At 47.2% G+C, this 24916-nt stretch carries 17 protein-coding genes and 2 pseudogenes; 2 read left to right on the top strand and 17 right to left on the bottom strand.

What is annotated here, in order from left to right:
* Positions 1-143 precede the first annotated feature (143 nt).
* The 9 genes and pseudogenes from RFF05_RS08705 to RFF05_RS08745 all read right to left on the bottom strand — a co-directional run bounded on the left by RFF05_RS08705 (position 144) and on the right by RFF05_RS08745 (position 12345).
* Positions 144-782, bottom strand: coding sequence for a B12-binding domain-containing protein (locus RFF05_RS08705; RefSeq protein WP_409969958.1), 639 nt, complete (start codon positions 780-782; stop codon positions 144-146).
* Between the two features lie 18 nt (positions 783-800).
* Positions 801-2282 (bottom strand): annotated as a pseudogene (locus RFF05_RS08710) (trimethylamine methyltransferase family protein).
* A gap of 79 nt (positions 2283-2361) precedes the next feature.
* Positions 2362-3849 carry a trimethylamine methyltransferase family protein gene (locus RFF05_RS08715; RefSeq protein WP_409969959.1) on the bottom strand — a complete coding sequence of 496 codons (1488 nt, stop codon included), beginning with the start codon at positions 3847-3849 and terminating at the stop codon, positions 2362-2364.
* 148 nt (positions 3850-3997) lie between these two features.
* A complete protein-coding gene (locus tag RFF05_RS08720; protein ID WP_409969960.1) occupies positions 3998-5536 on the bottom strand; it encodes a BCCT family transporter in 1539 nt (512 codons plus the stop codon).
* 994 nt (positions 5537-6530) lie between these two features.
* Entirely contained in the window at positions 6531-7949 is a 1419-nt protein-coding gene (locus RFF05_RS08725; protein ID WP_409969961.1) for an ASKHA domain-containing protein, read from the bottom strand.
* A gap of 30 nt (positions 7950-7979) precedes the next feature.
* A complete protein-coding gene (locus RFF05_RS08730; protein WP_409969962.1) occupies positions 7980-8648 on the bottom strand; it encodes a hypothetical protein in 669 nt (222 codons plus the stop codon).
* A 151-nt stretch (positions 8649-8799) separates the two neighbouring features.
* The gene (locus tag RFF05_RS08735; protein ID WP_409969963.1) at positions 8800-10158 is read right to left on the bottom strand and encodes a uroporphyrinogen decarboxylase family protein; all 1359 of its coding nucleotides are present in this window, start codon (positions 10156-10158) and stop codon (positions 8800-8802) included.
* A gap of 94 nt (positions 10159-10252) precedes the next feature.
* Positions 10253-10897 carry a B12-binding domain-containing protein gene (locus RFF05_RS08740; protein WP_409969964.1) on the bottom strand — a complete coding sequence of 215 codons (645 nt, stop codon included), beginning with the start codon at positions 10895-10897 and terminating at the stop codon, positions 10253-10255.
* 182 nt (positions 10898-11079) lie between these two features.
* A complete protein-coding gene (locus RFF05_RS08745) occupies positions 11080-12345 on the bottom strand; it encodes a PucR family transcriptional regulator (RefSeq protein ID WP_409969965.1) in 1266 nt (421 codons plus the stop codon).
* A 281-nt stretch (positions 12346-12626) separates the two neighbouring features.
* On the opposite strand from RFF05_RS08745, the gene RFF05_RS08750 reads away from it, so the two are divergent.
* Positions 12627-13844: an IS110 family transposase gene (locus tag RFF05_RS08750; protein WP_409967781.1), complete on the top strand. Its 1218-nt coding sequence runs from the start codon at positions 12627-12629 to the stop codon at positions 13842-13844.
* A 168-nt stretch (positions 13845-14012) separates the two neighbouring features.
* Here RFF05_RS08750 and pylSc read toward each other — a convergent pair whose 3' ends face one another.
* The 6 genes from pylSc to RFF05_RS08780 form a co-directional block, all read right to left on the bottom strand.
* On the bottom strand, positions 14013-14819 hold the full coding sequence (gene pylSc / locus RFF05_RS08755; RefSeq protein ID WP_409969966.1) for a pyrrolysine--tRNA(Pyl) ligase large subunit: 807 nt from the start codon (positions 14817-14819) through the stop codon (positions 14013-14015).
* A gap of 56 nt (positions 14820-14875) precedes the next feature.
* Positions 14876-15202 carry a pyrrolysine--tRNA(Pyl) ligase small subunit gene (gene pylSn / locus RFF05_RS08760; protein WP_409969967.1) on the bottom strand — a complete coding sequence of 109 codons (327 nt, stop codon included), beginning with the start codon at positions 15200-15202 and terminating at the stop codon, positions 14876-14878.
* On the bottom strand, positions 15195-16007 hold the full coding sequence (pylD, locus tag RFF05_RS08765) for a 3-methylornithyl-N6-L-lysine dehydrogenase PylD (RefSeq protein ID WP_409969968.1): 813 nt from the start codon (positions 16005-16007) through the stop codon (positions 15195-15197). Before pylD ends, pylSn begins: the two co-directional genes overlap by 8 nt.
* Positions 16008-16048: 41 nt before the next feature.
* Positions 16049-17176, bottom strand: coding sequence for a 3-methylornithine--L-lysine ligase PylC (gene pylC, locus RFF05_RS08770; protein ID WP_409969969.1), 1128 nt, complete (start codon positions 17174-17176; stop codon positions 16049-16051).
* Positions 17173-18228 carry a methylornithine synthase PylB gene (gene pylB, locus RFF05_RS08775; RefSeq protein WP_409969970.1) on the bottom strand — a complete coding sequence of 352 codons (1056 nt, stop codon included), beginning with the start codon at positions 18226-18228 and terminating at the stop codon, positions 17173-17175. The genes pylC and pylB overlap by 4 nt, the downstream gene beginning before the upstream one ends.
* 532 nt (positions 18229-18760) lie before the next feature.
* Positions 18761-19939, bottom strand: coding sequence for a PucR family transcriptional regulator (locus RFF05_RS08780; RefSeq protein ID WP_409969971.1), 1179 nt, complete (start codon positions 19937-19939; stop codon positions 18761-18763).
* A 389-nt stretch (positions 19940-20328) separates the two neighbouring features.
* On the opposite strand from RFF05_RS08780, the pseudogene mtbB reads away from it, so the two are divergent.
* A pseudogene (mtbB, locus tag RFF05_RS08785) lies at positions 20329-21723 on the top strand ([dimethylamine--corrinoid protein] Co-methyltransferase).
* A gap of 139 nt (positions 21724-21862) precedes the next feature.
* Here mtbB and RFF05_RS08790 read toward each other — a convergent pair.
* Positions 21863-22603 (bottom strand): DUF1638 domain-containing protein, encoded by a 741-nt coding sequence (locus RFF05_RS08790; protein WP_409969972.1) that lies wholly within the window; start codon positions 22601-22603, stop codon positions 21863-21865.
* A gap of 127 nt (positions 22604-22730) precedes the next feature.
* A complete protein-coding gene (locus tag RFF05_RS08795; protein WP_409969973.1) occupies positions 22731-24758 on the bottom strand; it encodes a SpoIIE family protein phosphatase in 2028 nt (675 codons plus the stop codon).
* Positions 24759-24916 lie beyond the last annotated feature (158 nt).

A 24916-nucleotide genomic window follows, 5' to 3' on the forward strand; every position in this document is an offset into this window, starting at 1 on the left:
CCTATCCCTTCGACCCAACAAATGACCCAGCGAACTTTGGATGTTCGCTGGGTTATTTTACAATTCCTAATAATAAAGAGGGTAGCGCAAGCGCTACCCTCTTTTTTCATTGTTTGAAATTATCTGCCACGTGTGACAAACTCTTATTTCACGATACCCATCAGGTTGTCTGCCAATGCGCAAGCGGTGACAGCATCTTCAGAGTAGTTTGCGCCAATCTTGGTAGCATAGTCAGTGGACAAAGGAGCGCCGCCAACCATAACCTTGATGTCGCCCATGCCTTCTGCCTTCAATGCTTCCACGATTTCATCCATGGTTACCATGGTGGTGGTCAGCATAGCGGACATAGCCACGATGTCAGGCTTGTTTTCCTTGCAAGCAGCAATGATTTGTTCCTTGCCAATGTCAACGCCCAAGTCAACCACATCATAACCAGAGCCTTGCAGCAACATCACGCAAAGTTTTTTGCCGATGTCATGCAAGTCGCCAGTAACGGTGCAGAAAATCATCTTACCAGACTTTTGAATGTCACCTTCAGCCATCAAAGGCTTCAAGATTTCCATGCCAGCATCCATTGTCTTAGCAGACAATAGCACTTCTGGAACAAACATTTCGCCTTCTTTGAACATGATACCAACAGAATCCATACCAGCAACCAAACCCAGATTCATGATGTCTTCAGGAGTTTCTTCGTCTTCCAGTGCTTCTTCCACCAGTTCGACTACATCTTCTAGTTCACCATCTTCTACGGCGGTTTTAATCTTTTTAAAAATCTTACTCATTTCTATTTCCTCCGAAATTTATCTTAAACCGTATTCGACTTCTGCATCCTCAATGATTTTTCTAATTGTCTTAGCAACATCATCGGGCAGCGGAGTTGGAACGTGATTTTCAAGAATCCATTGTGCCTTTTCATAAGCCACTTCATCGGTACGCTTCCCGCCAGATGCTCTCCAAGCGTCAACGGCTTGTCTGTCAAACAGCGTGGAATGAGATTGAATTTGTTTGTAGTTTGCGCTTGTGTGAGGATGTGAAACAAATTCGCCGCCCACACCCACTTCTTTGGCGACTCCGAGAGAAATCGTCTCTGCGTTTACTTCGAAGCCGTTTAAAGTGTGAAGGACCATCTTATAAATTTCAGCATCAATAATCAGTTGAGCTAGATCAAAAGTCATACCCATTTCCAACATACCAGCACCGTAAATCAGGTTAGCGCCACCCTGGGCAGCCAACAAAGCTGTTAATGTCTTTTCGTGAGCAGCTTGAGAATCAGGAAGTTTACTGTCTGCCTACCCACCGGCAACAAAGCTGGGCAGTAAGTAATATTGAGACAGTTGGGCAACAGCGTTGCTAATCAAGCCCAATTCAGGTGCACCAACAGGGGTGGTCAAGCAACGCATATCCATGATGGTGGTGGAGCTTGCATAGAAGCAAGGTGCGCCCTTGCTGGTGATTTGGCTCAACACCACAGAAGACAAGGTTTCTGCATTGTGAGTGACCAAGGTACCAGCAATGGTAACAGGTGTGGTTGCGCCAGCCAGTGCCATGGAGATGATGTTGACAGGCACACCATATTCGGCAGCCAGCATAATCACATCAGAAGCCATGGGGTTCAATTGCAAGGGGCTGGTAGGGCAAACGTTGAAGGTGACGATGGGGCGTTGCTTCAGGTTTTCAACACCGCCCACTGCAGCGCCAGCCATTTCGATAATCTTCTTGGCATTGACTTCGCCATCGGGGCCGATGAAGATGTGCTTAGAGGTGTTGGTCATCAAGGCTTCCATGTTTTGCAGAGCTTGGATATGACCATGATAGTCTTGAGAAGCCACGGAGCGATAGGCGATGGGCAGGACGTTTAGATAGTCCACAACCTTTGCATTTCTGCCCACGTCTTCTTTGGTAGAGCGGCGGTATTCTTTGGTATAAGGGTCAATGGTGTTGACGCCTTCACCGAAGTTGATGAATGCCACCTTCCCTTGTTGAATCATGTAATCCTTCTTGGGGTCACGCCCTGCCAGCAACACTGTGGATGGTGCAGAACGCACGCATTCTTCCACCAGATGTGCAGGGAATTTAACAATTTCACCTTCCACGAAGCAGCCGTGCTCAGCGTACTTATTTCTTGCCTTTTCGCTTTCAACTTTGATACCAGTTTGGCTCAACAGCTCGAGGCTTGCTGCATGAATTTGATACAATTGATCATTGGTCAGTTTGTTGCTTTTTGCATAAGCAGATTCAATTACATCCAAAATATTAGGTGCAGCTTTGGATTTCTTAGCCATTTTTTTATCCTCCTCTTAATAATAATTGATTTTTAAAATCACTGCTAAAAACTATATTAATAGATACCCAAAATATAGCTTAAACGCCTAGTTCTTTTTCGTAGCCCTTGATCATTTCTTCGATTTGTTCCTTTGCACCAGGAACCATAGGTGCCACTTGGTGATTTTCAAGGATCCACTTTGCTTTTGCATAGGCCTTATCAGCAGCGTTGTCACAGCCTTCGCTAGTCCAACGGCCGCGGGTACGTCGGTCGAAGCAATCGCCCTTAGATTGGGTGGACATATATGCAGTGGTTTGCTTTTGGGTCAAGAATTCGCCAGTTGGGCCAACCTTTTGCATCAATTCCACAGCCAAAGTTTCTTCGTTGACTTCCATACCCTTGAGCATGGGATAAATACCAGCCATGACTTCGCAGTCCATCACTAGCTTTGCATAGTCCATGGTCAGGCCGAATTCCAATGCGCCAGCACCTTCAATGAAGTTTACGCCCCCAATGGCAGCGGTCATCATGTTACGAGTGGCTTCGTAACCAACTTGTGCATCGGGAACCTTACTATCAGACAGAGCACAACCCATGTAAGTGGGCAGGTCATATCTTTGAGCCATTTTGGACAGAGCGGAGGTGAGCATAGCTTGTTCGTAAGCACCGCAAGCGCCTTGTGCAGTTTTCAGATCCATCAAGGTGCTCATGCTGCAATAGATAAAGCGTGCGCCCTTTTTCACCAATTGGGTCAACACCAGCACAGACAGCACTTCTGCGTTATGTTGCACCACAGTACCTGCCAGAGTAACAGGAGAGGTTGCGCCAGCCATAGCCATGGAGATACAAGCGGTAGTCACGCCAGCTTTTGCGCATTCGGTGGAAATTTCGCAGCATTCTTTTGCAATTTCCAGAGGGCTGGTGGGGCAAACCCAAATATTCAAGAAGGGTCTTGCCTTCAAAACGTCCATACCACCCACGGCCACAGCTGCCATGTCGATCATGCGAATGCAGTTATCTTTGTTGGCAGCGCCGATGAAGATAGACTTAGAAGTACCTTCCATGCAGGCTTGCAGGTTGTGCAGTGCTTGCACGCTGCTTGGATAGTCGGTGCAGACGAAGGGACGGTCAACCACGGTGATTTCGTCCAAATAGTCACAAACCTTCACGAATTCGTAGTTATCCAACTTGGTGGAATCTCTGTGTTCCTTGCTTTCCAAGTCGATGATGCTCACGGTTTCACCGAAGTTGGTCAGGCTCACGCTGTGTTTGTAAGCAGTGAAGTCTTTTTCAGGAACACGACCGTAGAAGGTCAAAGGTCTAGCCGCAGTCTTAATGGCTTCTTCCACCATGTAAGGAGGCATTTTGACAATTGCAATATCGCCACGATATTCCACAGTTGCGCCGTTTTCTTCAAACAACTTAGCAGCTTCCAAGGACCCCACTTGCACACCAGTATCATTCAATACCTTCAAGGTGGCAAGGTGGATTTGTTCTGCATCATCATCTGTGATGACGCTTGCTCTCAATACCGACTTGTAAGAAGGTTTTTTAATGTACTCTCTTTTGTTGGTCTTTTTTTTCATGGTCGTTTCCGCGCAGTAAACTGCTTCCTTTCAAAATATAATACTATAATTTTATAAGAACCTTTAGAACCATGCGTTTTCACGCAATCACGCCCTAGGGCGCACTGCCACCCCCCCGCTTACACAGGGGGGCGACCAGTTTTACAAATTAAAATTTGTGGTTTTTGAGCCACTTGAACAAGCCCACATAAATGAACGCCAAAATAAACAGGAAGGGAATTGCTGTGAGAATAGAAATCATTTTGATGATATTGAAGTCAGCTTCCACAAACATGATAGCCAGAGGCAACAGAGTCAGAACAAAGCACCAGAAAATTCTGAGGAACTTGCTGGGGTCGCCATTTTCATCCAATTGCAAGGTTGTGGTTTGTGCCAGAGAAAGGGATGCAGTATCCAGAGAAGATGCCACGAAGCCCACGATCATAACAAGCACCACAAGAGGAATGATGACTGAGCCACCGGGAAGCAAAGCATACACTTGGAAGATAGCATCTTGACCCAAGCCTTCGTTTACCAAGCCAACCACGTCAACAGTACCGTTCATGTATGCGTCGATAGCGAAGCTACCGTTGACGCCGAAGAGCACCCACACGCCAGCGCTGATACCCAGCAGAGTTGCCAATGTCAATTCTTTAATGGTTCTGCCCTTAGAGACCTTAGCAATAAAGATACCCATGAAGGCAGTGTAGTTCAAATAGAAAGCGATGAAGTAAATGGTCCACCAGTCGGGGAACATACCGCCGCCAATGGGGTCAGTAAACAGGCTCATGCGGACAAAGTTGTCTGTCATATGACCCAAGCTGCTGACGATGTTATCCATAATGAACACACTTGGCCCCATGATGAACAGGTAAGCCAACAGAATCAAGCAGATGATGGTAGACATATTACTAATGCGTGCCATACCTTTTTTGGTGCCCAAGAAGGAAGTGATGGTGAAGACCACTGCCATAGCCAGCAAAATGCCAACTTTGACGCCGAAGGTCAGTTCAAGACCGAATGCTTGGGTTAAGCCAGCGCCAGCCAGAGGCACTGCCAGACCCAGAGTGGAGCCCAGACCGCCGACGATACCCAAAATAACGATGAATTCAATGACTTTTGCGATAATGACTTTCTTAGAATCGGAGACTTTATCGCCTAACATTTCATTGAAAATTGCACTAATTTGGAAGAATTTAACTTTTTTAATATACACAGCATATGCGATGGCAATACTGATGGGGACATACAGAGATTGCATCCCAATGCCCCAATGGAAGAATGCGTAAGACAAAGAAGTATCCAGTGCTTCAAAAGAGCCAGCTTCCATATTCAGACCTGGGCCACCATAATAGCTTGCCCATTCTGTGAAGGACCAATAAATAGCAGCCGATGCCAGAGAAGCCAATGTCATCATGGAAATATAGCTGAACATAGAGTATTCAGGTTCGCTATCCCCCAACTTAATGTTGCCATATTTGCCAAGAGCCAAATACAAAGAAATGCCAAAAGATGCAAATGTAAACACCAACATAATAGAGCCAAAACCAGAGATTGCGCTATCGAACATGGCTTGGATTACATTGTAGGTGCCATCAGGTGAGAGCACCATCAAAATAACCAGAACCACTTGGATCCCCACACCTGCGAGAATCAACCCTAAATCGTATGTTTTCTTACCGCCAGAAATTTTTGTACCATTACTCATAAAACCATTTTCCTTTCCTTATCCACTGATATTTCCCTTAAATGTATTAAAAAACTCCCCTTTAAGTCAGTGATACTATGCCAGACAGATATCCATAGAGAATCGCTCCTATTTTGCTAGGAGTAACTCTTTGTGATCGCTCGCGTCTTTGCAAATGTCATGGGATTCCCCACAACACACCAATCTCAAAAGGAGAGTGCTTAATATGATCTTTTAGTTTATAAAGTTGGTTTCTGCGGCCATCTCACCGCCCCTATGATTATCCGGTTTCTGCCCACCTTTGAGCAGCCCTAGCACCACCAAATTAGTTTCCACAAAATAGGGTGTGCGTCTCAATAATCCTTTATAAAATAAAATTTAATTGTAAAATAAAAGTATTTGTTTTTCACACGGCTTTACCACTGCGCGGCATAAGCCTAATCGCTTTTTGAGCCTGAAAAATCGGTTGGCTTAGAGGGTCTCCACCCTTCTAGGTCTCTCCCATTGGGGAGCATTTGATAACGGTATCATACACCAGATTATTGAAATTTTACGACCTGATGTATTACCTATTTAGTGTACCACATTTATCCATAAATGTCAACAAAGTTCTGGCATTTTTGCCCATTTTTAGCGCCTTTTTTTATGATATTTAACTAATGAATCGCAGTTGACATTTATTGAAACGCCCATATCGCTAACCGCGAATCGCGAGTCATAGAACGTGATTTTTTCACGATAAACTCTCTATATGTTTCTGTATTTTAAACATATAGAGAGGGCTAGACCCATGCGCGACATAAATTTGATTGCCATCCGAAATTGAAGAAATAATCTCAGGCTCATGGATGCCCATAGCCCGATTGGGTTTTACACAATAAGTGGTCACTGTGCAAATTAAAGCCATTCTCATGGCTTTAATTTGCACAGTCATAGAACCACAGTAAATCCTGCTACAACCAATTATTTTCCAGAATAAGTGGAACTTATTCTGGAAAATAATTTAACGTCTAAATTAAAAAGACATATTTTTCATGTAATTGGCTTGGAACGTTGGGCTCGTGGACAATTCCACGTGTTGGATGGTGCGAGAAGCCTCTTCCATGCGGCGCAAATCTTCTTGATTCATCAAGGCCATTGCACAACCCACACCAGCGGTGTTACCAACGGAAACCAAACGCTCTAAATCAATGTTTGGCAACAAGCCCATGTCCACTGCACTTTGCTTGTCGATAAAACTGCCAAATGCACCTGCAATATACAGTTGTTCGATGTCTGCAACGGTGGCATTGACTTCTTCTAACAAACACACAATCCCAGCGGCAATGGCACCCTTTGCCAATTGCACTTCGCGAATATCTTTTTGGGTGATGACCACATCTGTGCCGCCATCTTTCCCGTAAGACAACACAAATTCTCGACCCATTTCACCAGTGCGGCAACGCTGACAAACAGCTGCAGGCAAGCCCTTGGCTTCTAGTTCTTCTTGGGTTGCCATTTTGCCTCTTCCGTTGACAACCTTATTTTTCACCATTTCGCCCACAGCTTGAATCAGCCCTGAACCGCAAATGCCCACAGCAGCGGCATCGCCAATGGTTTTAATGGTGACATCTTCTTGAATTTGCACTGCTTCGATAGCACCTTCTGCAGCACGCATCCCATGATAAATGGTCGCGCCTTCAAAAGCAGGACCCGCCGCCGTGGAACACGCATACCCTACGCCTTCTTTTGACATGACAATTTCACCATTGGTGCCGATATCGATGAGTATGATGAGACCGTTTGCGGTCTGCATCCCAGAGGCCACCACCCCAGTGGTAATATCGCCGCCCACATGGCTTGCGATGTTTGGCACAAGGGTCACGCTGGCATCAGCGGCAAATGACAAGCCCAATTTTGCAGCTTTGAACACCAATGTGCCTGTATAAGAAGGTGTAAACGGAGAAACTGCCAACAATTTGGGGTCATACCCTGCGATGATATGAGACATCGTGGTATTGCCACAGATTGTACATACTTGAATTTGGCTGGTTGAAATCCCTTGGATTTTACATAACTTTTCTGCCACAGTTTGCATACAGCCTGTAACCAAGCCTTGCATTTCTGCCAGCTTTTCTGGATCCCCTTGACAATAGGTAATACGAGAGATAACATCAAGGCCATGCTTATTTTGGGGATTGGTTTGCGCGTCTACCCCCACCTGTTTTCCTGTTTCTCTATTCCAGAGAATCCCCACCAAGGTGGTGGTGCCGACGTCAAACGCAATGCCATATCCTTCTTGACCAGTGGTAGGTACAAAATCTGCTGGATAGTGTAGCAACCGTGTTTTGCGCTGCGCCGCACCAGCCATGTTATGGCCATTTTGGCAACGCCCACAGGTACTACAAATCCCTGTGCACTTAAACGTTTGTCGTTCATCCTCATGTGTATTCATTTCTATTGTCCTTTCTCAACTATTGCGTATTTATTTATTTTTATAAAGCATACAAAGTCTACAACTGGCTGCGCTACCGCGACATTCGCCGCAAGCCGTTGGAAGGGGTGTATACGCTTCATCCACTTGGAATATGATGCCACCGCTGGATTTTACAGGTTCTATAAATCCTGTGCTCCGAATGGTCACACCCACGCTATTCCAGTCCACTAAGTTTTTCAACTGGTTCATGGCCACCACTGGCATACCAAAATACCCAGGGCCAAAATGTTCGCTACAACGGCTTTCCTCAGAAAGCACCCGATCCATATAATGTTCTGCCTCTTCCACGAATGCTGTGCCCCAAAAATCGTAGTACACTTGATCCACCATGGAGCGCTCTGTGCAAGCAAAATCCCCAGCAGTGAGCAGATATACATACGCTCTTTTAATATGAGCCGTTTCCAGCCGAGAAAAAGCTTTGCATTTAAAAGTTTCACCTTGAATTGTCAAGGTTTCGCCCTCAATCGACACATCATCATATCCCGTGATGGCAATTTTCAACTCAGCCCGTTCTTCCACTTCTGCACGCAAGGAATCAGCAACTTTTCTCATCCGTTCGTACTTGGCGCCAGGGCGATCCAAGCCAGAAACAGACAACACTCGTTGATATGCCTGCTGATAAAACGTGGTTTTATCCAATACAATCGATTCTATCATAAACTATAACCCTCAATATACCTCTAACACCAGTTTTGATGATTTTTACTCACATATACAACGGAAAAATAGACATAATACCGACCAATACACCCAAAAAGCATACTGGTCGGTATTCAAATGCCATACTATACCTATGGTGTGCTATTGCTTATTTCACACAAGCCTTTACTGCTGCCAACAATTCATCTTTGTTGGGAATCAGAGAAATAAATGCTTGTTTCCCATTGATGCACATGGTGGGCAAATTAGCGATGCCCATCTTCATGGTACGAGCAATGTCTTCTTTGATGAAGTATTTGTAGACACGATATTCAGCGTAGTCTTTCATTTCTTCGTAGGCATCCACCACAGAGGCCAGCATGTAAGTACAAGCGGCGCATTGGTCGGGATCCAACAAGAACAGTTCGATGATGACTTTTTCAGAATTTTCGTAGTCAGGGATTTCTACTTCGATATCAGCAAAAGCACTGCCTTCGTAGTTTTTCACCATTTCGCGGCATTGTTCTGTGTTTTTCACAGCTTGTGCGCAAGCAACGGTGTTTTCCTTGGGGGTATCATAAGGCATATCGCAACCGGGGCTAACAATGAAGTTGGTCTTATCGGCCACGCTGTCAATCAAATCGATAACAGCCTTCATGTTGTCTTGTTGGTTGCCATGCAACATGGTGGTGGTCAGGGGGATGTTACCACCCATGGTGATGTTGTATTGGTCAGACACTTCTTTCGCTGCAGCCAAATTGACGTTTTCGTCAATAGAAATGCCATCGGGACGCATTTTGCACATCACTTCAATTTGCTTGGTGGCGTTACCGCAAACAAAGAAGCTAGAGAAAGCGCCTTTGCTACGAATGTAATCAAAGACAGCAGTGAAGCTATCGCTGAGCAAGTTGGCAATCATTTTGGGGGACACTTGGCTCACCAAGGGATCCACCACAGCAACGATATCCATGCCAGCTTCGATGTACAGCTCTGCCATACGGCAAGAAACTTGACCGCAGAACTCCATCAATGCCTTCACATAAGGCTTGTTGGTCATCATGTCCATGAAAATATCTGTGCCACGGAGATGGGAAGCCAGTGTGAAAGGCCCGCAAATCAAACCATACAGCGCCACATCATCGCCAAGTTCTGCCTTGGTTCTTCTCATGGCATCCAAAATCATGGGCAGACGGCCAGATTCTGCGGTAGGCAGGGTGCACAGGCAAGGAATTTCAGTGGTACCAGCCAAGGGGTGAGAGACAACAGAAGGGGGGTTATCTCGTGCCCACAGCAACTCACAACCCAGAATTTCGGCTTCCACTTGCAAATCGAAAATAACAGGCAGACCATCTGGCATATACAGCTTGTAAGTTTCCTTCAGAGACTCCACAATGTAATCTGCATTTTGCAGCATTTCCATTGCGCTGTAGCCTTTCAATTGTCCGGCGTGTACACCAGCGAAGGGTACCCAAGGGGTGCTTTCCAGTGGTTCGTGGCGCAAGGCCTTAAAAATTAACTCTTTACCCATGTTTATAATTGCTCCTTTTTTATCTTCATAAACCCATCCCTTCATACCCGAAGGCATGAAGGGATATGGGGACTTTTATAATAACGTTTATTGTTTAGATTAAGGTGCCAGCTTTTTCTACGCAATCAGCTGCATCTTCGGAATAGCAGTCAGCGCCAATCTTTTCAGCCCAGCGAGAGGTGACAGGTGCGCCGCCAACCATGACTTTGTATTTTTCACGCAGGCCACGTTCGGTCAGCATATCGATGACAGTCTTTTGCACGGTCATGGTGGTGGTCAGCAGTGCGCTCATGCCGATGATGTCAGCGCCAACTTCTTCAGCCTTAGCCACGATGACTTCGGGATCAACGTCACGACCCAGATCGTAGACCTTAAAGCCGCCAGCTTTCAGCAGTGCGCAGCAGATGCCCTTACCGATATCATGGACGTCGCCTTGCACGGTACAGAACACAGCAGTGCCGCTAGTTTCAGCAGCGCCATCGCCATCTACCATTTGTTCTTCAATACGAGCAGATACAGTTTGCATGATTTCTGCAGCGTACATCAAGTCAGGCAGGAAAACTTCGCCTGCGCTGAATTGTTCGCCCAGTTCTTGCATACCAACACTGTAACCGTTGGTGAGCAACTCCGTCAGATTGTATTCAGCAGCAATTGCAGCATCTAGGGTTTCGTAGGCCAGATCCTCATCCATATCCAATAGGGAGTTAGTAGCTTGTTGGCATAAAGTTTCCAGTGTCATAATTGTATCCTCCTAATAATTCTCATTTTATTCCTTGGGAATGTTTCCCTTTATGGTAGTATCATAACAGGATTTTACAATCAGGTCTATATCCACAGTTCACAGAAAATCCACAAAAAAATGTTCACGATGTACATTCAGCACATACGTGAACATTTTTTCTTAGCAAAAACACTGTGAGGTCATTCCTTTTTAAACCCCTGCATATACCGCAACAAATTGGCATATTCAACGTTGTCATCCCCGATTTCTGGGAATAAAAAGCGCTTGATTTTAAAGGCCAGTCTTAAATTGAAGCAATAATTTACGTCATTCAAGTCCCCATCTAGCAATTGCTCAATTTGTTGGATGCGATTTTTCACGGTGTTGCGATGGAAAAACATCTTCTCCGCCGTGTCTCCAATCATCATGTTGCAATTCAAATAGGTTTCCAACGTATCTAAAAGCACCGTGTCCCCCTCATGGTTGTCGGCTAAAAGTGGGCCTAAAATGTCCACAAACAGCTGGAACAACTGGGTTTTTTCTGCGGCATAAAACATTTGATACACGCCCATGTCTCTATATAATCTGCACGCATTATAGCGCTGACACCCCCGCAAATTATCCACAGAACGCTCGGCTTCCACAAGCTTTTCTCGAAATTGATGCAGATCCGCGAAGAGATTACTCCCCCCCACTACCAAGCAAATATCCGGGAACCGCGCTTGTGCCGCCTCTAGCCCACGCTGTAACGCGCGTTTCAACATTGCATCCCAATTGGCTAAGTCCTTTACATCCACCATGGCCACAATGTCCCCAAACTCCAAAGAGCTAATATAGAATTTTCGCTTCTTTTCAAATTCCACTCGGAATATATCGTCTAACTCTGTGCGTAGCTGTCGCAAGCTATGTAACCCCATTTGTGCCACATACTTCTCAGGCTCCACCACCCCTATTTTAATGATAATATGCTTCATTTTCTGGTTATAGCCCAAAATAAACATCTGATTTTCATAGATGGGGTCATAGTCATTGCAAATCAAATCGTGCATCAGCTTGTCTTTTGAATTGAGGCCACCTTCCAGCAAAAACAATTCATGGTATATCTTGGTTAAAATGGAGGAATTTTTCGCGGCAAAGGGGAAAATCATCAGCGGGAATTTCAGTTCATCCGCCAAGGCAATCACCTCTGGGGGAATCCCTAGAATATAGCGCCCCATGGCAATGGCCAATCCTGCCCCACCTTTTTCTTGCAACTTTTTTATCATATCACACAGGTCAGCTTGGATATCTTTAATGGCAATCCCAGAAATCAGCACAATATCCCCATAGTTGATAAAAGACCATGGGTCTGTAATATCAATTGTCACAATACCCCGAATGAGGCAATTGCATCCCTTTTTCCCACCTATGACCTGAAATTGCTCTGTTTCAGGATAGCCAAGAAATTGCTCATATCGCATGTGCATGATTGTTCCTCCTACAATATAAATTAAGGTTTAAGGCACGGCTGCCAGCCGTGTCTTTTGTCTTTTTGTTGCCTAAGCTGTTAGAATGGGAGAGAACAGGTCTGGCTCTGTTTTCCGAGGGCTTACACGCCCGCAAAGGAGTCCGCCAGCCGCCTCTCTCGTTCGCAGCATTCGATTTGCGCAGGTTGTGCCACCAAGACTGGTGCGTTCGTGTCACTCAGGAGATTGAACAAGCAGCGAAGAAAGCGGAATGCCTAATCAAAATACATGGAGGAAACAATATGAACGCAGTCGGAATCGATATTTCCAAAGAATTCAGCGTGGTAGCCGCCCTGCGGCCTATGGGTGAGGTGGCGCTCCCACCTCGTACTTACCAGCACGACAGCCACAGCATCGACGTACTGGCGCAGGAAATTCTTGCGTTGGGTGCGGACACCCGTGTCATCATGGAGGCCACTGGTCGTTACCACGAACCAGTCGCCCAGACACTGAGCCAGCACGGTATCTACGTCAGCATTCTCAACCCACTACTCATCAAGCAGAGCGGTGGTGGCTCCATCCGCAAGGTTAAAACCGACAAAGCCGATGCCCTAAAAATCGCAAAATACGGGCTTGACAATTGGGTGGATTTGCGAGAACATACACCTATGGAAACCATACGACAACAATTAAAGCTCTGCACACGGCAGTACAATTTGTACATGAAAACCATTGTTTCATTGCAAAACAACCTAATTTCTCTCTCGGATAAGACCTTTCCAGGCGTCAACGAGCTGTTTTCTAGTCCTGAGCGCAAGGATGGTCATGTCAAGTGGATTGATTTTTTGGCTACATTTTGGCACTGTCACTGCATTGCAACCGTCAGCGAAAAGTCCTTCACAGACCGCTATCAAAAATGGTGCAAGCGAAAGGGGTACCATTTTCAACCCAAAAAGGCGGCTGAAATTTACGCAAAAACCCAGAAAATGATTGTCACTCTGCCCAAAAACGACTACGCAAAATTGTTGGTTGTGACGGCGGCCAAGCAACTCATAGCCTCCAAAGAAACCCTCTCTGAGATGAAAATCGAGATGAACCGCATGGCTAAAGAGTTGCCCGAGTACGACACCGTCATGGCGATGTACGGCGTAGGCGAGGCCACTGGCGTACAGCTGATGGCGGAGATTGGGGATGTGCGTCGCTTCGCCCACCGCAGCTCCATTGTGGCGTTTGCAGGGGTGGATCCGTCGGTCAACCAGTCAGGCAAGCAGACCTCTCAAGGCGGAAAGACCACCAAACGTGGCTCGCCCCACCTGCGCAAAACGCTGTTTCAGGTGGTGTCTACCTACGTCAAGAAGAAGCCTGAGGACGAGGCGGTGTACCAGTTCATAGACAAGAAACGTGCCGAGGGCAAGCCCTACTACGTCTACATGACGGCCGCACAGAACAAGTTCCTGCGGATTTATTACGCTCGGGTCAAGGAGTGTATGCTGGCTCTGGAGACCGCCAGCGAGGGCTAAGTGACGCTAATTTCATAGTTTTTCAGGTCAGTGATTACACCTTCTTTCTCTGGCCTGTTTTGTTATGCCTGCTTTGTCATCTCACAATTTTTGTGAGATTTTTTCATTTTAGGGCTTGACTTTTATTTACAGGACTCCTGTTCTGTATATCTGCGCATCTAATCAATCTTATTTCACATTCAATCTAGCGCCATCTAAAAATGCCGTGCTTTTTGCATAGCGATGGATGCCCTGCTGGCGCTCACGATACATCAGTAACCGCTCTAAGCCGCTACCAATGCCCACCCAGCTGCTGTCAATTTCCCATAGGTCATCCAAGGGATGGGGCCCCATAGAGCTAGAGGCTAGCTCTAAGCCGTTGCTACCCACAATATCTAGCCCCAAACCGTAGACCACAGAGTCTTCTTCTTCCAAATGGTAGTCCTCCACCTGTGCCAATTCCATCAGCAAGGCAGCATATTCTTTCAAGCGTGAAACGCGCTCTTCTTCTGGTAAGCCCCACTCCACCAAATTTACCATGGTAAACTCCTTGAGGTGGGCATTGCCCTCTGTCTCTTTGCGAAAGCAAGAACCAATTTCAAACACACGCACAGGTGTTTTCCCCAATTTTAGCAATTGGCGAGACACTTCGTATAAATTGGGCGCCAACATAGGGCGCAGACAGGTTTTATTGCTGAGCCAAAACACTTGCTCGTTCAAAGGATGGGAACTGTCGATGCTCATGCGCTCTAAAAAGGTTTTGGAAATAATGGACGGGGTGGTCACTTGGGTAAACCCACGGTCACGTAGCCCCTTTGCAATGGCTTCTTGCAAGGCGCACAGTTTGGGCTGGTGGATTTGCTCCATCAGGTCTAATAAATGGGCTTTGTTTTCTCGGCTCAATTGTTTTTCAAGAGGTTTGTAGACCCCTTCTCGCTCTTGGGCTGTTTCAAAGGTCATGTCCAATTGGTCTTGCGACAATCCCAATTCAGTCAATCTATTTTTTTGTGCTGGGCTGTATGTAACCATCTTCCTCACCGCTCTCTTTGTTCTTATGTTCTGCTTCTGGCACTGTCGGTAAAGACAGTGGACGAATATTTAGACAATTTCCAAGCTGGGATTTTGCAAGCTGGGCAAGGGCAGGTACACCAGCGATTGCGCAGCCAACGGGCACTGCGGCTGTTTTTGGAATCATATACCAAAAACTCTTCTCCGCAATGGGTCACAACGTGGAGGCGGTTGCCCCGTTGCTCGATCACCTTCACCCCATGCAACACCCCTGAACGGGAAGGCCAGAGTTTGATGCGATCCACCAGCGCAAACATCCGCTGATTTTTATACACATACCGTTTGGTTTGGTCGCTTACACTTTTATCCATGTTCTACCTCCTGCATATGCACGCACTGGCATAACATCGCCAGCGTCCCCAACTCTAAGGTGTTGTGAATCACGGGAATGGCGTCCGCCACCTCTGGGCGCACCCCCAAGGGCACCCCTGGCGCCGAAACGACCACCCCTTGGTCAAGGTCTTCCAAGCCAATAAACCCACCAGCCGTGGTGGCATCTACAACGCCGTGGTAACCATGGTAGGCCATATCCCCTTCCACCCACGGGCAGTGGACACGCGCCGCTGTCAAGCGAGCTTTTTCGCTGTCAATGTCATAGATAACAGGGGCTTGTCCCAATTCTAGCAGTCGCTGGGCTGCGCTTTCCCCCACAGGCCCTGCCCCCAAAACCAATACGGATTTTGGGGCTTGCGGTTGCCCCATGCCTTCGTAGAGGGCTTGGGCGAAAACCCGACCTGTGCAATATCCATTTTCAGCATAACCTTTGCACCCGACATTGAACATCAGATAGCAATCATCGTCTGCCATAATAATCATATCTGCATTTTGGGTTTGCGCTTCTAAAACACCACCTAAATCTGTTTTCTCCGTGATGTAGGCCTCAAAATTGCAATGGCGGAAAATCCGCACCAATGCTTGGGAAAATCCGCCGATGACCCCTTCCCCACTGGTAACGGGAATCACAGCAATTTTACAAGCAGCTGGTAGACGTTCCACCTCCATGGCGCGTTGTGCCACGGCCAACATGGTGGACCCTGTTTGCCATTGAAACAATTGCTCATAGGCTAACAATGCGTGGGTCTCCGCAAAAATATCCCCTTGTGTCAATCTTGTCATGGGCATCCCCTTCTAACATGTTTTTTTGATTTCCCCCTGCCTCAGGGCTGGGTTTCTACAAAACATCTCTTTCCAATTTTCTGCTCTATTGCATCAATGCAAGTTAAAAAGTGTTTATAGGCTCCTTGCTCTGTCTGCCCCACCGTCACCATAATGGCGCACCACTGGGATTTATCAAGTGCATAATCGGTGATGGCCATTTCTGCGCCGAAGAAATCATCGGCTATGTCCATCTCCACACAAGTACCCAGCACGTGTTCACCCAGCACCCGAATCTCTTCCTCGGTCACTTGGATTTGTTGGTACAGCGCCACTTGCTTCACGGTGTCAGGGGACGAAAAATCTCCTTGAACAAGCCGATCCACCAAGTTCATCCCTGTGGCATAATAAATGGCAACGGGTGTTTGGCTGGGGAATCTGGCGTCGATTTCCAACATATATAGCGTCCCATTGCGGTTGATGACCTCAATGTCAAAAATACCAGCGATGGCAAAGTGCTTGGCCAATTTTTCTGCCATAGACTGTAGTTGGGCGGATTCCTCTGCCGTAAGTTGAACAGGCGCCACAATGCGTTTGCAGTCATAGCCTGCCCCAAAGACCACTTGGGTCATCAATGACGTGGTATATTGGGTTCCGTCTCCAATGACTTCTAAGGAATAAGACGCACCTTCCAGATATTCTTCTACAATCCATGCGTCTCTATCTGCCCCAACCAAGGCTTCCACCTCTTCAGGTGTCCACGCTTGACAAACCCCTTGGCTACCACTTTGATTGTTGGGCTTGACGATGACGGGATAGTTGCAGTGGGGATAGTCTTGCGCCGCCGGAATCTGTAATTGTTGGAACAAATCTTTAGACGCTTTTTTAGATTGAGAGATGGCATAGGCCGCCTTTTGATACAACAACCTAGTTCCTGTTTGCATATGATAGACTTCCAATTGGTTCAAGGCCAATTCATCTTCAATGGCTGGGAACACCGCATCCGCTTGGGCAAATAACTCCACCATAACCCCTTGATCCCACACATCTGCTTGCACAAATCGATGTGCCAATAATCTTCCCGATGGATTGGGGTTATGATCCACCAATGTAACGTGATGACCAGCTACTTTCGCCAAATACATCACTTCCATGCCTTGTAATTTGCCCCCGATGACCAGTATGTTCATGGGCGCAAATCCTGTTTCCGCTTGGCAATCCAACGGGTGTAATCTGCCACATCGGCACCTTCTAAGCCACAGTCTTTGATAATCTCTTGGATGCTGGCAATGGTGCGATTGCCCTCGTCAATGTCGCACTCGGCGTGAGCCACGCCAGCCAACCCTTCTTCTGGGGGAATGATAGATGTAATCACATTGGCGCCAGCTTGCAACCGCTCTGCAAGGCCTGCGCGCCCCTCCACATCCAAAGAGGCAGGAATCAAACAGTGGGGATATAAAATCCGCATCACCGCAATGTTTAACAGTTCTTGGGTTGCCTCATTGGTTTTTTGATTGGCCAGAGGCGTTTGCTCTTGGGGGATAAACGTCATGGTACGCACTTGACTGGCAGATAGGCTGCCCATCTCGCGCATAGAATGCACCAAATCTTCTGTGCATTCGCCAATGCCAACCAGCAGCCCTTCCTCAATCAACATCCCACAGTTTTTGGCCAGAACCTTGGCCTGATACCGTTGGTCATAATCTTGGTCTAAGCGCAATTTGGCAAATAAATCGCGGTTGTGGGTCTCTTGATACAGCGCGTACCATTCCACGCCAGCTTCCGCCAAGCGCTTGATAAACCCATCTGACACCACACCAGGCGACACCATCACAGGCAATTGGGTTTTGGTTTTTACCGTTTGGATTAAATCAAACAGCTCTTCTTCTTGGTTTAAAAAATAAGGGTCTTCCCCCATGGTTAAGTCAATGAGATGAACACCAGAGTCTTTCAAGGCCAGTGCCGTTTGCAAAATTTCCTCTTTGGTTTTGCGGTAGCGCTTCAAGCCATGGTTCTCTTGGCGGAAATAACAAAAGCTACAATTGTTTTTACAATGGGTTGAAAAATACACAAAGCCGTAGTAAAACACTTTGTTGTCAAAATATTGGCTACGCAATGCTCTGGCTGTTTGAAAAATCTGTTCTAAATCGCCAGACTCTCTGGCAGACAACAGCGCCAACACCTCTGCATCGCTCAAGGCTTTTTGCGCCGCCGCTTTGTCTAATATCTCTTGCATCACCATACTGTTTTTCCTTTACATCTATCAATATCAAGTATCGTGGCAGCCCAAGCGACCGCACACGCTGTTTTTGGCCGTATTTTCTTAAAAAAAAGAATACAATGACAAAGTATTGCATAAAGCCACCTTGTCATTGTATTCTGCTCTTGGCGAAGAGTCCCGGCGTTGCACCCAGCTGTACGGATTTAGAGTCCGCATGATCACTCCGATCCACCCTCCACGTCGATCTTTATCATTTATATGGCGCTTTTGTGTGCACTGTACCCTGACAATTGCATCCGCCATGTAAATTTTAAAAATTGTGTGCATGAATTAGCAATTACAAAATGGCGCAAACCCATCTACCCACCAAGATTGGCAGTAGAGAATTCCCGTATTCTACGCTGATTCATATCCACACCTTCTTTATATTGGAAGTCCAGTGTCTGTCCACCCTCAGTTGATTGTTCTTGGGGTGGCGACACTCAATACAATGCAGTTTACCACTTTACTTAGCAAAAAGCAATAGTCTATTTGTCATAATTTTTCAAAAATATTACAACAGATTTTTAATCTTTAATGCAACAATGAGTTGCGCTCGCACTTCCCAGCTAGATAAGGGCATCTCTAGCAATGCAGAAATTTTTTCCAGTTTTTGATTCACAGTGTTGCGATGCACGTGCAATTGTGCTGCCGCTTGCAACACGCTGCCATTGTGATCGAAATAGGCTGCTAAGGTGGGAATTAAATCCCCATGATTGGTGCGGTCATAGATTTCTAATGGATATAACGTGTTGGTATAAAACTCTTTTTGCCGGTCATAATTGTCTATACCAGAGAGCAAATGATGCAAACCCATCTCGCTATACGAAAATACAAAACCGCGCCCTTGTCCATCTTGTTGCAGGCGTTGCGCCACCGTGGCTTGCTGATAGCTTTTGCTGATGTTGTTCAACCCCTGTATCGTCTGCCCAACCCCCAATGAAAACGCGGTTGCACTTTTTAAAATAGATTGCACTTGTAAAAACAAATTCTTTGCAAATGTCTCCAGTTGTTCTGCGGGGTAGTTGCACAGCAGTATCAACATTTTTTGCCCTGCAACGTATATGGACAAATTGCCAAACCCACGCTGCGCCATCTGCCCTTGCAGGTTGCCAGCCATTGTTTCTAGCGTTTGGCTCGTCGCCACCAAGTTATACTCACTGTGAAATTTCACTTGGCAGATGGCATAATTGTCTTCCTTGTGAAAGCCATTCTGGGTCAATGTATGCAAATAGGCGCTCTCTTCTTCTGGATTCACAATGGCGTTGTAAAACGCAGACGCCACCTTTTGAGACGTGTCTTCTTGACGCATAATGGCATAGGTGATGACGCGGATAATATCTTCCATATGAAGCTGCCATGGCAGGGAGAATAACGGCACGTTATGGGCGTCACAATACGCCAACACATTTTGCGGTATTTCTTCGATATAAGGGCCTGGGAACAAAATAACAGCCGAAACATGATGCTGTTGCAAAGACTCAATCATTTGAAGCAGCGTGAACGAGGGCTTTAACCCAGCCCCTGTAATCAGCGCCAATTCCTTCCCCGATAAAAACGGACAAGATTCTTTTGTCTCCACAATATGTGCCCATGAAATGGGATTGGATAGGCCGTTTTCACCAGCCAATAAATTTAATTTTGTATGAATGGTTCGCTCTACTTTTTCAATGATGAGACTCAGCTCTAACATATGCTTACCGCCTTATCAAAATTAGCCACTGCCCCTGCAGAAAGCTTTGTCTGTATTCTAACATCAATTTACTGGAAATGCCAATGATTTTTTTATTTCCAATACTTGTAAAATACAAGACGCAAGGCCACAGAACCCAAAAACATACAAAATCTGCTGTTTCTTGTAAATAATATGCCACAGCACACAAATAAATATGTTTGCGCACATTGCTTGAATAGGTAATTTCTTCTATACTTATGCTATAGGCACGTTTAGTATAAGTTTATACACAGTGATGCAAAGGAGTATTACAGTAGCTCATAATTCGAAATGGGTTATTGTGATTTTTTTATAAATATTGCATCAAATGAAATACGTGTTTCAATTTTCAGAAAGGAAAGCAAGTAATGGACAACAAAAAATACTTTACCCGCATGGGTGACGGCGCAGCAGTTGAGATGACTTATGACGAAATCAAAGCTGATGTAATGGCCGGTATGGAAGACGCCATGAAAAAAGGCAAATCCGATCCCCTCACCGATGACGAAATCGGTCAACTGATGGAAATTTTGACCATGCCTGAAAAGAATGTAAGCGTAAGACGAGGTTTCGAAGGTATTACTACCTTTGATGCTGGTACTCTGAAGCTTCCCGTTCGTGCTGGCATCCCCGTGGACAGAATGACCACTTTGATGATTCACGAACGCGTGCTCTGCTCTGACACCATGGAACTTTGCACCACTGACTACAGCTATAAGAGCATCAAGAACTTTGTGCAAGAAGAAGCCATGACCATGGAGTTCTCTCAAAACAACTGTATCATGCCCATCTATTATGGCGCTATGCCAAACGTGGGTCAATACACCCAACCTGATGGCCCCATTGCCAACTGGTCTGAATTGTTACCCAACGGCAAAATCAAAGAAGCACAATTGGCACAGGAGGAAGCTGTGGAACACGCAGTGAAAGATATGATCTTCATTGCTTCCGCTATGGCAGAAGCCGGTGCTGACGGTATCCAATTTGACACCTGCGGTGCCAGTGGTGATGCCGACTTGCTGGCCGCTTTGAAAGCTGCTGAATACGTCAGAGAACATTATCCCAACACCAGCATCGCCATGGGTATGGCCAACGAATTTACCCTGGGTATGCACGGTCGTTTGAAGTTCCACGGTCAACGTTTGGCTGGTAACTTCCCCGCTCAACAAACCCAAGCTGTTATTGCCGCTGGTGCTAACACCTTCGGTTGCGTGGTCAACACCAACAGCAGCAAGTCCTTTGCTTGGAACTTGGCTCGTTCTTTGACCTATGTGAGAATGTCCACCAAGACTTCCTCCATCCCCGTTCTTCCCAACGTGGGCATGGGCGTTGGCGGTATCCCCCTGACCAACACTTCCCCCACTGACGCAACTACAAGAGCTGCTAAGGCTATGCTGGAAGTCGGTAAGGCTGACGGGTTGTAGATTGGTCATGGTGACGCATTTGGTATGGCTGTCATGCACGAAATGGCTGCAGGTCTGGGCGGTATGCGTACTGCTGGTGACTTGGTCGCTCGTATGGTTATGAAGGGCATGAAGATCCAAGAAGCCAAAGAATATGTTGCTGCCAAACTGCATTGTAGCGTTCTCGATCTGTCGGACTCTGCTGCTATGAAGGAGATCAGAGAATCTCTGGACATCGGCACTGTTTTGGATCGTAGCGGCGCTTCTATGGGTATGGAAGCCAAGTTTAAGATTGCAGAATTGCTGGATATCACTATCCCTTCTGTTGAAAACTTCAAGAAAAAAATCGGTTATAAATAAGCATTACATTACAACGTGTCCCAGAGAAGCGGCCAGGGCGTCGCTTCTCTGGGACACGTTTTTTTATTGGCACAAGCAATGCTAAAAAACGTGAACACCCATGGGCGCAACAATGCCCACGGGTGTTCACGCTTTGTTTTTAAGCATCTTGATATGCGATAATCTCCTCATCATAAGAGGGAATGATTTTTTGATTGGGTGGCACAATCAAAAATTCCTCTGGATTCCACGCCCCGTTTAAAAGCTGAAAAATCAGCCTTGTGTCTCCGGGGATTTCATCATACTTCCACTGGTGGCGCTCCGCCATTTTTTTGGTGCTTTCTTTATAATAGTCAGCATTTTTCGTCACGGTGTCTATGTACGTCACCTGTTGGTAATGGCTTTCCCAGCCACCCAGCGCCTCGTATAAGTATGTGCCACGTTTTTCACCGTATTTTTGGATATACTCTTCTTTATTTTTCAACAAACCCAAGGCTTGCGCCGTGGTTTTTAAGGCATTGTCCCCATCGATGTCTTTTTCTAGCCAACCGGGGGATTGATAAAAGGTGCCTCCGTTGTTGTCAAAATAAGTTTGATACCGCTGATGAGACCCCATAAACAAGGCAATACAGTCGTGCACCTTTGGCACAACAAGAGGGATGGGGGCGGATAGGGTTTCAATGCCGTTGCTACAGAGGCCATAGCCCAATAAAATGGCATCGTATTTTGTGGTATCAATGCTGTCAATCTCTGCTTGCAAGGCGCTTTGCATCTCAGGGGTTTTCCATTCATGAAGGTCACCCGACATGAGTTTTACATCCACCAAGGTGTCGATGTTCTCACAACATACAGCCACTTCTTCTCGCATAATCTCACAGGCTATCAAATAATATCGTTTCAAAACACTACCCCCATCTATCTCTCTAGGATTAGATTGCCGTTACTATATTTTACCATTATAGCAACTCAGAATCCCAAAGTCAATGCACCAAAAACAGGGTCAAGCCCTTGCCCATTCCCCCGTCTGGTCACACCGCCCGTGCCCGCACCCCCTCTCGGTAGAGCACTTGCACCGCACCATCGTCACTGCTCCCTTGGTGGAGTTGGCTGTGGGTCAAGATTAAATTGGCTAGGGTTTGAGGGTTTGTCCCCTCCCAACCAGCCAGTAAATTTTGGAGCCATTCATCTTCCACCCCATCGCTGATACCGTCACTGAGGAGCACCACAAAACTGTGTTCTTCCACCTGCAATTGAGTCATGTCTGTGGCTGTCTGCCCCATGCCCATGGGCAATGTGTGGCCTGTGATACGGCGCACCACCCCTCCTTTTTTCACATAACTGGGGGCGCCACCGCATTTATACAGCGTGGCCTGTCCACTGTCTGGGTGGCAGATGAGCAAATCCACGGTGGAAAACCCACCGCTGGCACTGGCACGGAGTGCCATGGCCGCATGGAGGGTTTTCAGCGCCGCTTCTGGCGTAATCCCCCCTTGCAAAAACTGCCGTAACAAGCGCACCATCAGCGCCGATTCCTTCTGGGCATCACCGCCACAACCCATGCCGTCGCAGAGCAATAGACACAAGGTGCCATCGTCTGTTTCAAACCCATCGATAGTGTCGCCGCATAAGGTTTCTCCGTCTTTGGGGCGCAAGACCGCCCCCACTCCATAGCCCTTGTTGCTGGCCATGGCTGGTTGCACGCTACCCAAGCCTGCGGCGGTGGCGGTGAGCAAATCTGATAACTGGGCATATTGTCCACGGGCACTGCGCCGTGTCTCCTCAATTTCGCGGCGATATTGCTTGCGCAACAGATAGGCCGATAGCTCTGCGTTCAGCGTCTGTAGCAGCTGGGGAAAGTGAATGCACCGATTGGAAAATTGGGGCGAAAAATCCTTGGCCAGCACCCGTCCCCGCTCCAAGAGAAAAGGGGTCGCATCGTTAAAGGCATTGTGGGTGGTGGCGTAGTCTTTTTGCCAACACTGGGTGCAAATGGTGCAGCTGCGACACACCTGCTCCGTGGCGCGGTCAAACACCACGCTGGGGTTTTCCTCTTGCACCGCCATGGTGTTGCGCGCCATGCTTTCATACAAATCACGCAAGGCCGTAGCGGTTTTGTTCAATTGGCTCCGCAGTCGTTCCACAGTGGCATTGGTTTGGGCAGACACAGGCGGTTGCACCCGTTTTCCCCCAAGCAAACGCTGGGGAATGCACCAATACAGCGCCATGGCACCCAACGCTTCTAGCGCCACCACAGCCCCTGACCCTTGAGACAAAGTCAATGCGGCAAAAAACACCGCCACGCTGTAGCCCAAGCCTGCCACAATCCGCCCATAGGCCACCAAATAGCCCCCTGCCATGCCCCCCAATCCATAGGCGGCAGAAAACACCAGCCCACCACTTTGGGCAATCAAATCCGCCAGCAACCCTGAGAGCAAACCCACTGTACCGCCGTGGGAACATCCCCGTTGGCACGCGGTATACAGCACCAAGGCCCCCAAAAACATACGCCCCACCGACAACCCGCTCACCGTGAGCACACTGCCAGCCAAACACAGACAAATCCCCAAATACAGCAGGCTGTGGGGGCTAAAGCTAGGATTATCCCCATCTAAAATAGGGCGCAACAGCCCCACTGTCACCCCCACCACTGCAGTGGCACACAGGCACAGCCCCCATGCCACATTGGGGGATAGGGATTGAATTAAGTAAATACCATTGACAGCAAAAAAGGTGGCCATGCTCATCATGGGCAGTGGCAACGTCTTCGCCATCCACTTAAAATCCCCCAGTGCCGAGACCATGCAATAAAACAAAATACCCACGGCAACACAGGGTAAGGCCGTGGCAAAATCCATCCACAGCATGGCCCCTAGCACCAAGCCCACCAACGCCCATAAGCCACCGCCCCCTTGGCCTGAAGCCGCCACCGCTCCCAAGGCCAAAGGCGCATAGCCATCTCCCATCCGATAGGCCACCAACCCAAAGGTAAGGGCGCACCGCATGGCGCATCCCATGGGCACCTGCCACCGTTCCATCCGCGATTGTTGTCGTTCCACACAACCCCTCCTTGTCCAACTCTAAATTCTCCACCTATGGTAACAGACGCCCTGTGGAAAAATTCGTCGCACCAAGGCGAGTGTGGAAAATTTTGTGAATTGCTGTGGAAAACACAATCTGGCGAACTGTGAACTTTTCTCCCACCCCACTGCCATTG

It is taken from the genome of Bengtsoniella intestinalis, from assembly GCF_039719005.1.
Taxonomy (GTDB): Bacteria; Bacillota; Clostridia; order Oscillospirales; family Oscillospiraceae; genus Oscillibacter; species Oscillibacter intestinalis.